At 61.0% G+C, this 15,401-nt stretch carries 13 protein-coding genes; 11 read left to right on the top strand and 2 right to left on the bottom strand.

The window, feature by feature from the left end; translation table 11 throughout:
• Positions 1 to 296: 296 nt before the first annotated feature.
• The 3 genes from VJZ71_03155 (at position 297) to feoB (ending at position 3,289) form a co-directional block, all read left to right on the top strand.
• Entirely contained in the window at positions 297 to 632 is a 336-nt protein-coding gene (locus tag VJZ71_03155; protein ID HKQ47052.1) for an HU family DNA-binding protein, read from the top strand.
• 168 nt (positions 633 to 800) lie between these two features.
• Positions 801 to 1,052 carry a FeoA family protein gene (locus VJZ71_03150; protein ID HKQ47051.1) on the top strand — a complete coding sequence of 84 codons (252 nt, stop codon included), beginning with the start codon at positions 801 to 803 and terminating at the stop codon, positions 1,050 to 1,052.
• Complete coding sequence (gene feoB / locus VJZ71_03145; protein ID HKQ47050.1) at positions 1,049 to 3,289, top strand: ferrous iron transport protein B; 2,241 nt, start codon at positions 1,049 to 1,051, stop codon at positions 3,287 to 3,289. Before VJZ71_03150 ends, feoB begins: the two co-directional genes overlap by 4 nt.
• 629 nt (positions 3,290 to 3,918) lie before the next feature.
• Here feoB and VJZ71_03140 read toward each other — a convergent pair.
• Positions 3,919 to 5,169 (bottom strand): sulfate adenylyltransferase, encoded by a 1,251-nt coding sequence (locus VJZ71_03140; GenBank protein ID HKQ47049.1) that lies wholly within the window; start codon positions 5,167 to 5,169, stop codon positions 3,919 to 3,921.
• Between the two features lie 244 nt (positions 5,170 to 5,413).
• On the opposite strand from VJZ71_03140, the gene VJZ71_03135 reads away from it, so the two are divergent.
• The 8 genes from VJZ71_03135 (at position 5,414) to VJZ71_03100 (ending at position 14,262) form a co-directional block, all read left to right on the top strand.
• Entirely contained in the window at positions 5,414 to 6,565 is a 1,152-nt protein-coding gene (locus VJZ71_03135; protein HKQ47048.1) for a hypothetical protein, read from the top strand.
• Between the two features lie 49 nt (positions 6,566 to 6,614).
• Complete coding sequence (aroB, locus tag VJZ71_03130; GenBank protein ID HKQ47047.1) at positions 6,615 to 7,736, top strand: 3-dehydroquinate synthase; 1,122 nt, start codon at positions 6,615 to 6,617, stop codon at positions 7,734 to 7,736.
• Between the two features lie 289 nt (positions 7,737 to 8,025).
• A complete protein-coding gene (locus tag VJZ71_03125; GenBank protein HKQ47046.1) occupies positions 8,026 to 8,475 on the top strand; it encodes a hypothetical protein in 450 nt (149 codons plus the stop codon).
• A gap of 353 nt (positions 8,476 to 8,828) precedes the next feature.
• The gene (gene dnaK / locus VJZ71_03120) at positions 8,829 to 10,757 is read left to right on the top strand and encodes a molecular chaperone DnaK (GenBank protein HKQ47045.1); all 1,929 of its coding nucleotides are present in this window, start codon (positions 8,829 to 8,831) and stop codon (positions 10,755 to 10,757) included.
• A gap of 80 nt (positions 10,758 to 10,837) precedes the next feature.
• Positions 10,838 to 11,317, top strand: coding sequence for a type II toxin-antitoxin system VapC family toxin (locus VJZ71_03115; protein HKQ47044.1), 480 nt, complete (start codon positions 10,838 to 10,840; stop codon positions 11,315 to 11,317).
• Positions 11,314 to 11,493: a hypothetical protein gene (locus VJZ71_03110; GenBank protein HKQ47043.1), complete on the top strand. Its 180-nt coding sequence runs from the start codon at positions 11,314 to 11,316 to the stop codon at positions 11,491 to 11,493. The genes VJZ71_03115 and VJZ71_03110 overlap by 4 nt, the downstream gene beginning before the upstream one ends.
• Positions 11,494 to 11,847: 354 nt before the next feature.
• On the top strand, positions 11,848 to 13,017 hold the full coding sequence (locus VJZ71_03105) for a hypothetical protein (GenBank protein ID HKQ47042.1): 1,170 nt from the start codon (positions 11,848 to 11,850) through the stop codon (positions 13,015 to 13,017).
• A gap of 147 nt (positions 13,018 to 13,164) precedes the next feature.
• Positions 13,165 to 14,262 carry a hypothetical protein gene (locus VJZ71_03100; protein HKQ47041.1) on the top strand — a complete coding sequence of 366 codons (1,098 nt, stop codon included), beginning with the start codon at positions 13,165 to 13,167 and terminating at the stop codon, positions 14,260 to 14,262.
• 58 nt (positions 14,263 to 14,320) lie between these two features.
• Here the strand turns inward: VJZ71_03100 and VJZ71_03095 are convergent, their stop codons facing one another.
• Entirely contained in the window at positions 14,321 to 15,331 is a 1,011-nt protein-coding gene (locus VJZ71_03095; protein ID HKQ47040.1) for a radical SAM protein, read from the bottom strand.
• Positions 15,332 to 15,401: the final 70 nt, after the last annotated feature.

Here is a 15,401-nt window from a genome sequence, read left to right as displayed (position 1 = left end):
ACGGTGTATTCCCTTCTGTGGGAACGGTGGAGCATTCAATTCGACCTATCCTGCTGTCCTCACGATACTTGGAACCGTACCCCGATCCAAATATACCGCGAACTTGGGACTTGCGGCGCAGGAACTAGTTGTAGTAGGATAGGTTACGTCAGTTCGAGAACTTCGTTATACTATTGACTTGGCCGGAAGGAGCGGAGGGCACGAGCCGGCTTTTTCAGATAATCGTGAATCCTATTGCTAGCACGTTGGACAATTAAACCAGTGCCTCGCCGGACCGAATTCGAAGGTGTACCGTCATGACCACGATCACCAAGAAAGACCTAATTGACCGAATCGCCGACCGCACAGGCAACAAGCGCGTCGTCGTTAAGCGCATTATCCAGAGCTTTCTGGACGACATCATTGATGAGCTAAGCAGGGGTAACCGTTTGGAATTTAGAGACTTCGGCGTTTTTGAGTGTCGCGTTCGTGCCGCAAGGACGGCACAAAACCCCAAGACACTGGAGCGCGTCGAGGTTCCCGAAAAGAGAACCGTTAAGTTCAAGGTCGGCCGTGTGATGAAGATGAAGCTCGGCATGGATGATGGGAAAGCAGCCCCCCGCGCATCAAGCCAGGTTCAGACCGGTAGCTGAATCCCTCTAATCTGCCCATAACTACTGCCGATTGCCTTACTTGCAATGCCTATTCTGATCGGGCACGGGCTCGATTGACAGTCTCTAACTGGTGCGTTATCCTGTATTGAGACTCATTCTCAACTAGCTGGCGACTCGCCGGCAGGGAAACAGGGTAGCCGTTAGAAAATGTCCTCCGTCGCCGTTGAATCACGACCGCTTACTGACTTGGCGCTCGGCGAATCCGCCGACATCGTTCACCTGGCCGGGCCGCCGGAAATTCGCATGAGGCTTCTCGAAATGGGGCTCACGCGCGGCACGACGGTGCGACTCGTGCGCGTCGCTCCACTCGGAGATCCGGTGGAACTGGCGGTCCGCGGCTATCGATTGAGCGTTCGCAAATCCGAGGCCGCCGCCGTACTGATCGAGAGCATCGGATGAAATCGCCTGCCGCGTCCGCGGCGCCCGCCCAACGACTCCAGACCATCGCCGTCGCGGGAAACCCTAACTCCGGAAAAACGACCGTCTTCAACGCGCTGACCGGCCTGCGCCTCAAGGTCGCCAACTATCCCGGCGTAACCGTCGAGAAGCGCGAAGGGTTACTTGCGGGCGCCAACGTGACGCTCCTGGATTTGCCGGGGGCGTACAGTCTCTCGGCGCGATCGCCTGACGAGGAGATCGCCCGCGACGTGCTGATGGGGCGCGTCGAGGGAACGCAGCGGCCCGATGCCGTGCTCATCGTGATCGACGCCAGCAATCTCGAACGCAATCTCTATCTCGCATCACAGATCCTGGACACTCGCACGCCGGCGGTCGTCGTTTGCAACATGATGGACATTGCCGCCGATCGCGGACTGAAGATTGATTTCGAAGAGCTTTCCAAATTGCTGGGCGTGCCCGTCATTCCAACCGTCGCCGCCACCAAACTGGGCATGGAAGCCATTCGGAACCACCTGAAGGACGTTAACCTTCCACTGAACAATGATCGGCACTGGCTACTTCCGAAGGGCCGGGCATGGCTATTGCCGGACGAGTACGAGAAAGTTATCTCGCGGATCGCCGAAGTCATGCGCGAATCGGGCAGGGTTCCGCCGCATGCCGTCGAGGCCGGAGCGCTGCTATGGTTGCTGGACTATTTGTCCGGCGAGGCGGCGAGCCGCCAATCGGCCGAGCGATTTCTCAAGCGGCTCACCGACACACACGCGACAGAGTTGCGCCGGGCAGCCGACGAGCTACGCGCAAAATTCCCCGACGCCGCAACGATGGCCGTGGAAGCGCGGTATCGCTGGATTTCCCAAGTTACCGATGCGGTCGTAGGCCGTTCGGTAGGGGACCGCGAGCGATCGCCGACCGCGCTGAGCGGCACCGATCGAATCGATCGCGTTCTGACCCATCGCATCCTGGGCCCGTTGGTCTTCGCCGCCGTCATGTTCGTGCTTTTTCTATCAGTCTTCTGGTGGGCCGAGCCGCTCATGGCGCTCATTGAGCGCGGTCAGTTGGCCCTGGCGAGCGCCGTCGGTCCATTGTTCAACGAAGGCCCGCTGCGCTCGCTCGTCACCGACGGCATCATCGCGGGCGTCGGGGCGGTACTCATTTTCTTCCCGCAGATTTGCATCCTGTTCCTCTGCCTCGCGGTCCTCGAAGACACCGGCTACATGGCCCGCGCCGCCTTCCTTATGGACCGTCTGATGAGCCGCGTCGGGCTCCACGGAAAAAGCTTCATCCCGCTGCTGTCCAGCTACGCCTGCGCCATCCCCGGCATCCTCGCGACGCGGACGATCGAGGATCGTCGCGATCGCTTCACGACGATCATGGTCGCCCCGCTGATGAGCTGCTCGGCCCGCCTGCCCGTCTATTTGATCGTGATCGCCGCGGTCTTCGGTGATCGAACGTGGCTGAAAGCCGGAGTCATGTTCGGTCTCTACGTCTTGGGCACTGTAACCGCCCTGCTCATGGCCCTGCTCTTCAAGAAGACGCTCTTCGCCGGGCCGCGCCCGCCCTTCATCATGGAACTGCCGCCCTATCACGTCCCGCGCCTCGGCTCGCTCGTCCGCACAACCTGGGACCGCAGCAAGCTCTTTCTGACGAACGCAGGAACCACGATCTTCGCCGTTTGCATCGTCATCTGGGCCTTGTCGTACTTCCCCCATAAGAAAGTCGAGCAGATGTCCCCCGCCATCCAGCAGCAGATCGCCGCTTTCGAGCGGCAGCAAACTCCTGAAGCCGCCGAGGCCCGTGATCACCTGATCGCCTCGGAACAGCTTCGCCACAGTGCAATCGGCTGGGTCGGCCACGCCATCGAACCGGCCATACGCCCGCTCGGCTTCGACTGGCGCCTGGGCATCGGCATCCTTTCGTCGTTCCTGGCCCGCGAAGTCTTTGTCGGAACGATGGGCATCACCTTCGCGGTCGGCGAGGCGGACGAGGAATCCGTCGCCCTCCGCGACAAACTCGCCTCCGCCACCTGGCCCGACGGCCGCAAAGTCCTCACGCCCCTCACGGGCATCGGGCTGATGGTCTTCTACGTCTTGGCCTGCCAATGCGTCAGCACGCTGGCCGTCGTCCGCAAAGAGACCGGCTCCTGGCGCTGGCCGGCGCTGATGTTCGGTTACATGAGCGTATTGGCGTATGTCGGGGCGCTGGTCGTCCACCAGGCGGGCCGGGCGTTCGCGTCCTGAACGCCAGGACTACTTATGCACTTTTTTGATCGGGATTCGCGCCTTCGCCGGTCGGATCGGTTGGACCGGCAAATCCCTAACGAGATTCGATCCTAACTGGAATACCGTGAAGTGAGTGGGGCAATCGAAAGGAAGATGACGTATGCACCGTAGATGAGAATCAATGGGAAACAGATGATGCGCCATAACCATCGCGGGGGAATATGAGGATGTTCCTTCGAAAGGGATACGCACCCAATAGCCAAAATGAATCCGGACTCCATTGAGAATTGCAATAACAAGAGGACAAAAGGTGACCCGACACGGATATCTCGGCTGACCATTTCAGCGAATACGGCGGCAACCAGCACGAGAATAAGAAATGAGAACAGACCACTTAAGCGAAGTAGCAGATTATCACTCGGATGGAGAGCGATCCGTGCCTTGGCTAAATCGCGAGTTTTTAGAACAATCCATGCCGTAAAAGTAATGCTGATGATCAGTGCCGCGGATAGGGTCACATCCGTTGCCGGTAGGACTGAAAAACAAAGGTGAAGACAAGCAAGGATCGCCATCCTGGGCAAAAGTTGAGGCGACGGGTGCGCGCTTATCCCTGGCCGCGACATCTATTTGGCCCAGCCTATGGCCTTTTATTTGTGCATCTTCTCAATCAAAATCCGCGCCGTCTCCGGTCGCATGATCCGCTCGTCCGGCAGCTTGCCGGCGATCAGTGATTCACGGATTTCGCGGCCGCTGATGGACACAGGCTTTTCATCCGGGTGCTTCTCCACCAGATCGACGCGGCCGACGGACTCGTAGTACGCCGCAAAGCCGACCTTGACCGGCTTGATGGCCAGGTGCCCTGGCAAGCTGTCGAAGATTCGCTGGGCGGCGAGGCCGTCCCAGATGTCCTTGCCGTCGTCGTACGGCGCATCCGCGTGCTTGCGGCCGATGATAATGTCAGTAAAGCCGAAGTTCTGGCGATAGACGCCGTGCATGACGGCCTCCTTCGGCCCGCCGTAGAACATCTTGATGTCCAGGCCCAGCAGGATCACGCGATCATGCAGCGTGTAATTCTTCGTCCGCCACAGCGCCTCATCGGAATCGCCCTGGCCCAAAGCGTTTTGGTCGATCAGCGCCTTGTACGTCCGCATCCGCGTCGCCGCGTCCACGTCGTCGGACTTCGTCTCGCCGATCAGCGGATTCAGCACCGCCCCGGCCGTGTCACACGTGCGGCACAGCGTCTCCAATCCATAGACCAGCGCATACTCGTGCGCCCGGTGCAACGGATTTCGCGTCTGAAACGCGACGACCCGCGTCCAGCCCTTCTCGGCAAAAAGCTTCCGCGTCTCCGTCGGTCGCAGGACATATTGCCCATATTCCGGGTGCTTCGGCTGCGGCAGCACCTCAACCTCGCCGCCCAGCAGCATCTCGCGCGAATCAGCCATCGTCATCTTGCCGCCGGGATGATCCGTCCGCTCGGTCTGATAGACGCCCTTGATGTACTTGGCCTTGTCGTAGGGGAAGACGTCCGCGATCTTCAGCGTACCGACCGTCTTGCCCGCCGAATTGGTGAGCCGCACCGTCTGCCCCGCCTTGAGCGACTTCGCCTGTTCCGCGGCGACGGGGAACGAAATTGGTATCGTCCACGCATACGCCTTGCCGTTGTTTTGCAGTACGCCCTCGTCGAGGCTGCGGTGCCACTGCTCCTTGTTCATCGGCCCGGTCAGCGGGCTCAATCCGCCGTCGCCAAAGCGATAGAGGCTCGACAGATCGGCGTCATCGACGACGACCGCCGGCAGCGCCGCCGCCTGGCTCTCAAAATCCTTGATGCGATCGGCCTTGACCGTGCGATCGACCGGTGCGGAGAGTCCGCCGTGAACAGGAACAAGATCAGGCATGGCGTCTTTCACCTCGTAAGTAAGTGTGGCACGGTCTGGCAGCAGCCAGGCCGTGCATGCGTGAACCACGGCCTCACTGCTGTGAGACCGTGCCACCCAATTAATTCCCATGATAGAGGCTTGCCCAGTCACTCACAACCGCTGCACCGCTTGACCCCTTCGCAACGCCGCCGATAATAAAGAATCGCGACTCTCGCTGCCGTCGACAGGGCCTCGGCGCGGCCTGCCGACGCGGAGGACTCCCGTGACGACGACCGATCTCGGCCCGACCCCGGCAATGGCCCTCGACTACGCGGCGGCGCGACCGCCAAGTCGGCTTTGGGACACGCTCACTTTCCGAAACTGGACGCGAACGTTCGCCTGGACCCTCGCCGCCGTCGGCGTCTGCGGCTTTTTTTATCTGATAGACCGACACAACTGGATCAAATGGATAAGTCAGGGTGACTGGACTGATTGGCCGGGACGCCGCGACGCCGACTATCGCATGTTCAAGAGCCCCTCCGAGCTGCCCATGCGGATCTTCGGCCTGCCACACTTCATCGTCGCCACGATATTCGTTTGCTCCTCCCGCCGGATGCGCGAGACTCGCAACAAGCTCCACTTCGCCGGTCTTCTGCTCCTGGGGTCCGCATTTTGCTTCGGCTTCTACAAAATGGGGGCCACCACCAACCCCCTCATGATCATCTGTTTCTATTTCTACTTCCTGATCCACGGCCTCCGCGACGACGCCTTCTTTTACAAAGCCTATGGCGACCAGCCGACCGAGGCGGTGAAGACGCATGACCGCATCATGTTCGTTCTGCAACTTCTCATGCTCGGCCTGCTCTTCTCGCTCATCTGGCCGACCTATATTCAAATGGGCGACCGGGACTATCGCCCTGCCAACCCCGTCCTGGACAACTTCTTCCCCGCCGATTGGCCGTTCGTGGTGCGCCTCGGATCGATGTTCCTCCCCATGCTCGCCATCGCGATTTTCGCCCTGTCGCGGATCGCCCGCACCTTCCCCGACGGTCTCGCCGGTCTGTGGCGGGTCCACCGGCCGATCCTCGCCGTACACGGCATCTCTCTCGTGATCATCCTCATCGCGCTCGTGGGCGGGGCGTGGACGTTCAACATCGTCGTGCTCGGCCATTTCGTCGGCTGGTACATCTTCGCCCTCTACCTGATCGGCAAGCACCCGCCGAAGTCGCCGCCGACGTCATGGTTCGCCTGGATGCGCACGACTCGCAATGGCTTCATGACGCTGCACCTCGGCCTCGCCGCCGTCGTGACCGTGCTGATCGCCATCAGCGTCTACGGTTTCGGCAAGGAGGGCGTCCTCGAAGCGATCGTCGGCTCCAAGAGCTTTTACTACTGGACGGTCATGCACGTGACACTAAGCTTCCTGCCCCGCTAGCGCCAAATCCGCGTTTCCGATACGAATCACACTCCCCTATGATGCCGCCATGGCTGACGACGCCATTACAACGCAGACCGTCCGCGTGGACCTGCCCGGTCGCTCCTATTCCGTGCAGATCGGTGCGAGCTTATTGGCCTCGCTGGGCACGCTCTTGCGACCCCGCACTCAGGCCGCGAAAGCCACCATCATCACCGACACGACGGTCGGCCCACTGTACATGGAGAAGGCGTGCGAAGGTCTCCGCCAGGGAAGCATCGAGCCGCGCTCAATCACGATCCCGGCCGGTGAAACGTCAAAGTCACTGGCACAACTTTCCGCCGTTTACGATCAACTTGCGGCGCACCACCACGGCCGCGACGAGCCGGTCATCGCCCTGGGTGGCGGCGTCGTCGGCGACCTGGCGGGACTCGCGGCGGCAACATGGGTGCGCGGCGTGCCTTTTGTGCAATGCCCCACGACCCTCGAAGCCGACATCGACGCCTCCATTGGCGGCAAGTCCGCGATCAACCATCCTGCCGGCAAGAACCTGATCGGCGCATTCCATCAGCCCTTGCTCGTCTGCATCGACATCGACTGCCTCGCCTCGCTGCCGCCGCGCGATTTCACAGCCGGTCTGGCGGAATCCGTTAAGCACGCCGTCATCCTCGACGCGGAGTTACTCGATTGGCACTGCCACGTCGCCGCAAAGATCCTCTCCCGCGACCCGGCAACCCTCTGCGAGCTGATCCACCGCAACTGCGCGATCAAGGCCGCCATCGTCGTTGCCGACGAGCGCGAAATGGAGGGCGCTGGGCTGGGCCGCGCCGTCCTCAATTTCGGCCACACCATCGGCCACGCCCTGGAGGCCCAATCCGGTTTCGACCTCCGCCACGGAGAGGCCGTAGCCCTCGGAATGGTCGCGGAAATGGAACTCGCCGTCCGCCAATGCGGCTTTGATGACGCCGTCCGCCATCGTGTCGAGAGGCTGCTGACTGGACTTGGGTTGCGGGTTCGTCTGGATCGTTCTCCCGAACTGACCGACCTCTTCGCCCGCATCGGCATGGACAAGAAAGCCCGCGGCGGCACGGTCCGCTTCGTCGTCCCGCGTTCGCTCGGTCAGGCGCAATGGATTGAACCGGTCGAAAACGAAATCCGCACCGCCGTCGAACGCCTCACTTCCGCCCCATAAGACGGCCCGCCGAAGTCCGGCCACAACCCAAGCGAGTTTTCCGCCCAACGCCGGTCCAGTCTCTCTCACCGGCATAATCGGTTGAGCCCTCTATCTCTCGCATCGCCAACCGACCAACGGCGATCTTATCGACCCGGCACGCTTCCGGTACGCCTTTGCCCGGCCTCGGCACGACCGTTGCCTGTTTCATCCATTGTCGCGACAGCCCGCAGGTTCCCGCCGAGTCGTTCGACGCGAACCTATGAGCTGGGGCGAAGGACGGGCAAGAGGCCGTAGAACAATTGGGGCAATGATGACTCGAAAGTCACTGATCACAGCACTCGCGGCCGCATCCATGGGAGCGGCCCATGCCCCCGCCTCCGTGGTAAACGTCTGCGGAATCGGCGCGGCGGACGCCGTTGAGACGTTTGACGGCGGCGCACAAACTACATTCACGGCCGGGGAGGGTTTGATCGATTCGTATCCTGCACATCTGACCGTGTACCGCGTGGCCCTCAATCGATCGATCGAGGGCCCGTGGGACTCGGCGATCGCACCCATCGCGCCGATCGCCGCGGGCGAACCGATCGCCATCATCGGCGATGTGCTGGAAGTCGACATCGATCTTCGTGCAACATCGACGTGGGAGCGGACCTCCGACTGGAATCTGCACAACGGCGTTGCCAGTTCGCTGCAACTCGACGTCCGGGATCTCGGGTTGTCGGCCAGGGGACGACCGGTGCCGGGGGACGACTCTTAAACAGGACTCTTCGCTTCTTTTCATCCTTGCCATTTCGAGCACGACCGGCAGCCGTTCCACCGCGGCTGCCGGTCGCGTTTTTACCTGACGGGGAATTCATAAGAGGCACGCACCGACTGCCAGCCGCCAATCGGGGCATGTCAGTCTGGCAGAAATAACTCCCTGGCAACGTCTCCGTGATGCGCCAAACACTTCTAAGGTCATTAAAGATAATCGCTTAACGATTTTCCACTGGTTCGCACGTCAGTGGCACCAACCTTGCTAATCGTCGGGCTGTACGCTCCGCGCGCCGCCCATTGTCGGGGGAGCCGGCGGCGCGACGGATCGTCTGACAACATCGAGAGGAGACATCAATGTCCAAGATCATCGGAATCGACCTGGGAACGACGAACTCGGTCGTGGCGGTCATGGAAGGCGGGCAGCCCAAGGTGCTGACCAACGCCATGGGCGCGCGGACCACGCCGTCGGTCGTCGGCTTCACGGATAAAGGCGAGCGGCTCGTCGGCCAGATCGCCAAGCACCAGCAGGTAACCAACCCGCGCAACACCGTCTTTTCCATCAAGCGCTTCATGGGCCGGCGGCACAGCGAAGTCAGCTCGGAAGAGAAGCTCGTGCCCTACGAGGTCGTCGGCGGCGCGGAGGAACTCGTCAAGGTCAAGGTCCGCGAGAAGGAATTCACCCCGCCGGAAGTCTCCGCGATGGTCCTTCAGGACCTCAAGAAGACTGCGGAGGATTACCTCGGCGAAAAAGTGACCGCGGCGGTCATCACCGTCCCGGCCTACTTCAACGACTCGCAGCGCAAGGCGACGCAGGAAGCGGGCATCATCGCCGGCTTCGACGTGAAGCGCGTCCTCCCCGAGCCGACGGCCGCGGCACTCGCCTACGGCATGGACAAGAAAAAGGGCGGCAAGATCGCCGTCTTCGACCTCGGCGGCGGTACCTTCGACATCTCCATCCTCGACGTCGGCGAAGGCGTCTTCGAGACGCTCTCCATCAACGGCGACACGCACCTCGGCGGCGACGACTACGACCAGGTGATGATCGACTACGTCGCCGAGGAGTTCCGCAAGCAGTACGGTGTCGATCTCCGCAAGGACCCCATGGCCCACCAGCGCCTCAAGGAAGGCTGCGAGAAGGCCAAGTGCGAGCTGTCCACGTCGATGGAGTCGACCATTAACCTCCCATTCATCACCGCCGACGCCAGCGGCCCCAAGCACTTGAACCAGACGATCACCCGCGCCAAGTTCGAGCAGATCACCGAGAGATTGACCGAGCGTTGCCGCGGGCCGGTCCTCAAGGCCCTGTCCGACGCGAAGCTTTCGCCCAAGGACATCCAGGAATGCATTCTCGTCGGCGGCTCGACCCGCATGCCCGCCGTCCAAAAACTGTGCCAGGAAATCTTCGGCAAGGAGCCGAACAAGAGCGTCAACCCCGACGAAGCCGTCGGCATCGGCGCGGCCATCCAGGCCGGCATCATCGGCGGCGACGTGAAGGACATCCTCGTCCTCGACGTGACGCCGCTCTCGCTCGGCGTTGAGACGCTCGGCGGCGTCATGACGACGATGATCCCGCGCAACACGACCATCCCCACGAGCAAGAAGGAGGTCTATTCAACCGCCGCCGACAGCCAGAGCGAGGTGACGATCCACGTCCTGCAGGGCGAGCGGCAGATGGCCGTCGATAATCGCACGCTCGGCCGCTTCAACCTCGCGGGCATCCCTCCGGCCCCGCGCGGCGTGCCGCAGATCGAAGTCACCTTCGACATCGACGCCAACGGCATCCTCCACGTCTCGGCCAAGGACCTCGGTACCGGAAAGGAGCAGAAGATCAAGATCGAAGGCTCCAGCGGTCTGTCCGATGCCGAAGTCGAAAAGATGCGCAAGGAAGCCGAGGCCCACGCCGACGAGGACAAGAAGAAGCGCGAGCTGATCGACGCCAAGAACCAGGCCGACCAGGTCGTCTACCAGACCGAAAAGACGCTCAAGGAACACGGCGACAAGGTCCCGGCCGACGAGCGCGGCAAGGTCGAGCTGGCGGTCAGCAACCTGAAGGACCGCATGAAGTCCGACGACGGCCCGGCAATCAAGAAGGCCATCGAGAACGTGATGACCGCGAGCCAGGCGCTGGGCAAGATCATCTACGAAGAAGCGGCGAAGGCGGGCGGCGGCGCATCCGGCCCCGTCCCCGGCGGCCCCGGCGCCTCACCGGGCGGCCCCGGCCCGTCGCCCTCCGGCAAAAAGGACGACGATGTGATCGATGCGGAGTTTGAGGTGAAGAAGTAGGAACAACCGGCACTGGGTGACTAGCCCGGCGCCGGGACTTTCTTACGCGCCCGTATGCGGGCGAGATACAATAACCCCGAATGAAGCGAAGCGTTTACATCGAAACCACGATCCCGAGCTTCTTTTACGAAGTGCGGACCGAGCCTGAGATGATCGCGCGCCGCGAAAGCACGCGACGATGGTGGGCTCAAGAAAGAGCGCGATACGATCTTTACGCATCCGTTTTCACCATGGCCGAACTGGAGGACGGCGACTATCCGGGCAAATCGGATGCGCTTGAACTCGTCCACGACCTGCCGATCCTCGGCGTCACACCGGAGATCGAGTCCATTGCGAGCGTTTATGTTCGCCGACACCTCATGCCGCAAAGTGACTTTGGTGATGCCTATCATCTTGCGGCGGCTTCGTTTTATGGAATGGATTTCTTGTTGACCTGGAATTGTCGCCATTTGGCGAATGCCAACAAGGTAGATCACCTCCGCGCGGTGAACGCGGAACTTGGCCTGGCGATTCCTATCGTTACAACTCCGGACCAGCTTTTCTCGGAGGATGAATCATGACGCAAGACGACCCCGTGGTGGATCGCGTCCGAGCGGCACGGCGCCGAATCGTCGCGAAGTGCGGCGGCGACCCGCACAAGATTTACGAGTGGGCGAAGCAGATGGAAGAGCGATACAAGGATCGCATCGTCACCTACGAACGCGCCGGACCTTCCTCGAGACAAGCCAAGCCGTAAGGCCTCCAAGGGGAGCGTGGGCGTCCCGCCCGCGACCCGGCCACTTCTCTAATCTGCCGATCGCCGCGCGTCGAGAAAACCTAACACTTCCCCGCCCGCCACTTCGTGCCTCCGTGCCTATGTGCCTTCTCTCGCTATTCGGCTCCAGCCTTGCCCTGCGCGCGGTCTTCGCCATAATCGTCGGACGAAGCATGAATGGACTCCTCACGCTGATTCTGCGACCGTCCAAGTCAAGCCGCCCACGCTGACGATGGCGTGGCTAACAGGCCTCAATCGCAAAACCGGGAGGAGGTCCCAGGTTCCGCCACACAGAACCACTTGGGGCATCCGTATGAAATCACCGAGGTGCCGAAGATGAACTCGCTCAAGAAGTTGTTGCTGGCCGCACTTCCGCTCGGCGTACTGGCCTTCACGGGCTGCTCAGGCATCGGGCCCAGCACGGTGGTCCCCGCCCGTTTTGACTACGCCGCCGCCATCGGCGACTCCTGGAAGCAGCAGATGCTCATTAATCTCGTCAAGATTCGCTACGCAGACGCCCCGGTCTTCCTGGATGTGACTTCGGTGATCAGCCAGTTTCAGATCGTGGCCGGGACTAATTGGGCGGGGACGTACAACAACCAATCCTCGGGCAATCCCCATACCCTCGGGGCCTCCGGAAATCTAGCCGACCCCGTGACCGGCGCGCTCAATTGGGGCGGAACGTATGGCAGCCCTTTTCTGAGCAGTTCGCAGACCTTCGGGGCTATCGCGGCTTATAACGACCGGCCGACCATCACCTATATGCCCCTCAGTGGAGAGAAGTTCACCCGGACCCTCATGAAGCCGATCCCGCCGCCCGCCGTATTGAGCCTGATCGAGGCCGGCTATCCCATCGATTTTGTCCTGCGGGTCTGTGTGCACTCCGTCAACGGTATCCGAAACCGGTACGGGGGTTCCGCGCGGGCGCACCCGGCGGACCCTGAGTTCTACCCGCTCATTAGGCGGCTTCGGATAATCCAGGACTCCGGCGCGATGGGGCTGAGGGTGCAAAAGACGAAGGAGATGGAAGGTCTGGTGATGAACCTCCGGGGCCGGGTGGATGCGTCAACGGAGGAGGACATTGCTTTTGTCCGAAAGACGCTGGGGCTTGATCCGGCCGCGGGCGAATTCAGGATTGCCTATGGCTCGATCGCGAAAGATAGCAGTGAACTTGCCATCTTGACGAGGTCCGTCCTCGAAATCCTCATCGATTCGGCCTCCAGCATTGAGGTGCCGGCGGGCCACGTGGAGGAGAATCGGGTGAACCCGACCATGCCCGACGACACGCTTCAGGGCGAGCCGGTTCATCCGCTCATCAAGATCCATAGTTCGCGCTCCCGGCCCGGTGACGCCTTCCTCGCCGTTCCCTATCGAAATCACTGGTTTTGGATCGATGATCGCGACATGCAATCAAAGTCGCTCTTTTCGTTCTTGATGTTCATATTCTCCCTCACCGATACGCAGGCCAAGGAGGGCGCTCCGATCATTACGATCCCTTCCGGGTAACCACATTTTCAGGAATGAGGCACAAAATCGGAAAGAACGAAAACTCATTCAAGAAATCCAGATCACTGCTCTCCGCCCAGACACGCTCGCCGTACGCGTTTCACCCGTCAAGGTTGCCCTTCACCCGGCAATCGCCATAATCGCCGCATGATGTCAAGATTCTTCGCCGTCGCGTTGGGCGCCCTTTGCAGTGCGTCCATCGCCTTGGCCCAGTCTGCCGCCCAGCCCGCCGGTACGCCCCCTCAATCGCCCGCGACCCAGCCCTTCCTCCTCGGCCCTCCCCAAGACGGCGGCCCCGTAGTGGTCAAGGCAAACTTCCACCTTCACGGCCTCAACGCCATCGACGATGAGGCGGAAACCTTTGATTTCACCGGCGTCCTCACGCTCCAATGGAAGGACCCGCGACAGGCCTTCGACCCGAGGGCGGCGGGCGTCAATGAAAAGATCTATCAGGGCACTTACCAGTTCGACGAAATCTCTCCGAGTTGGTACCCCCAGGATGTTCTCGTCAACGAAGCCGGAATGTATGACAAGAGCGGCGTCGTGCTCCGGTCACAGCCCGACGGCACCCAGACGCTGGTGCAAATGGTGAACGCGGTCGCCAAAACCGAACTCAAGATGAGGCGCTTTCCGTTTGATCACCATCAACTGGAAGCCGTCTTTGAGGTGTTCGGTTTCGACAAGGGCGAGGTCGAGCTTCAGGCGGAGCCACGGGCGGGCGGTTACCCGGCCGACGCCCTTCGGGTCCCTCAATGGACCGTAACCGGAATCGCCATATCCGCGCGGGACCGCCCCGCTACCTACGCCGGACGCCGGGGCGTCTCGTCCGCGCTCGTCTTGAGCGTCGAAGTGCGACGACAGTCATTTTACTTCGTGCGGCTCATCTTTGTGCCGCTGGCCATGATCGTTCTGCTCTCCTTCTCGGTGTTCTGGATGGATCGCTCCTCGCTGGGCGATCGCATCAGCGTCTCCTTTATCGGGATCCTGACCAGCGTAGCCTATCTGATTGTGACGAACGACATCCTGCCGCGCATTTCCTATGTCACTTTGATCCACGGCTTCCTGAATATCAGCTTCCTGACCGTGTCTGCCACCGTCGTGATCAACCTCGTGGTCGGCGCGCTCGATCGGAAGGGGAAGCAGGACACCGGACATCTCATCGATCGCCGTTGCCGGTGGATCTTCCCGCTCGTCTATTTCGCAATGGTGTCTGTCATAATCGCCATAGCGATCATTCTCTTTTGACGCGGCGTCGGCCACTCACGGGCGCTACAGACTGGACCTGGCAGCCCTACTTCGACCGCTACGTCGGGCACGATGAATGCCCGATCGTGGCGAACCGATGTCCGATACAGGAGATGCACTTCGCCCGCGCCCCGGCGTTAAAACCCGGAAGCCACTTCGCCGTGACGAAGTGATTGCACACGCTTACGGTCGCCTCCGGCGCTGCTTCGCGCACGTAGTCCGCAAGGGTTTGGAACGCGCTCAGCATGTACGGCAACGACGGCTGGAACTTGTCGATCGTCAAGTTCCGATGCGGCATAGGCCAGCGTGTGACCTGCGCCTCGTTGGTGAAATAGCGGCGCTCGAATTCGTCGCGGTGCTCGGGAAGCAAGTCGCTGAGATTGAGCACGGCCTCCCGGGAAAGTCGGGCACAATCAAAGTAAAAATGCATCACCCCCGCGGCGACGCAACGCCGCAGGATGTCCTTCAGGTAGGCCAAATCGCCGATCGGCAGGACAGGACAGCAGCTCGCCGTCACGAAAATGCCCTGCTCAATGCAGAATCGCGCCAGCGCCAGTCGGTCGTCAAGCGGCGCGGCATCTGGTTCAAGGAGCTGCCTCCAATCTTCGCTCGGCATGGTGGCGCTGATGATGACCTGATTGAGGTCGCGCGCATCCACCAGCGCATCACGAATATCTTGCGGCGGCAACCCCCCTTTCGTGACCAGGAAATACCGCGCCCCGTGTTTCTTAAGAATTCTGAGTATTCGCAGCGTGATCCCGCTCTCGATCAGCGCCGGCTGGAAGCAATCCGTTTTGGCGGAAAAATAGAAGTAGTAGTCGTCGATCGCGGCATGGTTTTTCGTAAGCCATTCATCGAGATAGTCCGGATAGTCGTCGTAGACAATCACCTCGCCGAAGTATTCCTTCTCGAGGGCATAGATTCCGCAGTACGCGCAGCGGAACTCACAGCCGAACGCCGGATTGATCTCGAGCATCCCCTTCGGGCAGGTGGGGCTGTTGGCGTGCTGGATGACCTCGGCGAGTTTGTCGATGCCGGCGCGATGGATGATCTGAAGCGTCGAGGACATACTCGCCACCCCGTTTGCCTCCCCCTTCCACTGTCCAAGGGTATGGTACCGGCCAGGAGTTCGCCCTCCT

Source organism: Phycisphaerae bacterium (assembly GCA_035275405.1).
In the GTDB taxonomy this organism is placed as follows: domain Bacteria; phylum Planctomycetota; class Phycisphaerae; order UBA1845; family UTPLA1; genus DATEMU01.
This window is presented reverse-complemented; position numbering and strand designations above follow the sequence as displayed.

Bases quoted from the DNA above. Each gene is read 5' to 3' on its own strand.
- VJZ71_03155 (HKQ47052.1), top strand. From the start codon at position 297: ATGACCACGATCACCAAGAAAGACCTAATTGACCGAATCGCCGACCGC.
- VJZ71_03150 (HKQ47051.1), top strand. From the start codon at position 801: ATGTCCTCCGTCGCCGTTGAATCACGACCGCTTACTGACTTGGCGCTC.
- feoB (HKQ47050.1), top strand. From the start codon at position 1,049: ATGAAATCGCCTGCCGCGTCCGCGGCGCCCGCCCAACGACTCCAGACC.
- VJZ71_03140 (HKQ47049.1), bottom strand. From the start codon at position 5,169: ATGCCTGATCTTGTTCCTGTTCACGGCGGACTCTCCGCACCGGTCGAT.
- aroB (HKQ47047.1), top strand. From the start codon at position 6,615: ATGGCTGACGACGCCATTACAACGCAGACCGTCCGCGTGGACCTGCCC.
- VJZ71_03125 (HKQ47046.1), top strand. From the start codon at position 8,026: ATGATGACTCGAAAGTCACTGATCACAGCACTCGCGGCCGCATCCATG.
- dnaK (HKQ47045.1), top strand. From the start codon at position 8,829: ATGTCCAAGATCATCGGAATCGACCTGGGAACGACGAACTCGGTCGTG.
- VJZ71_03115 (HKQ47044.1), top strand. From the start codon at position 10,838: ATGAAGCGAAGCGTTTACATCGAAACCACGATCCCGAGCTTCTTTTAC.
- VJZ71_03110 (HKQ47043.1), top strand. From the start codon at position 11,314: ATGACGCAAGACGACCCCGTGGTGGATCGCGTCCGAGCGGCACGGCGC.
- VJZ71_03105 (HKQ47042.1), top strand. From the start codon at position 11,848: ATGAACTCGCTCAAGAAGTTGTTGCTGGCCGCACTTCCGCTCGGCGTA.
- VJZ71_03100 (HKQ47041.1), top strand. From the start codon at position 13,165: ATGATGTCAAGATTCTTCGCCGTCGCGTTGGGCGCCCTTTGCAGTGCG.
- VJZ71_03095 (HKQ47040.1), bottom strand. From the start codon at position 15,331: ATGTCCTCGACGCTTCAGATCATCCATCGCGCCGGCATCGACAAACTC.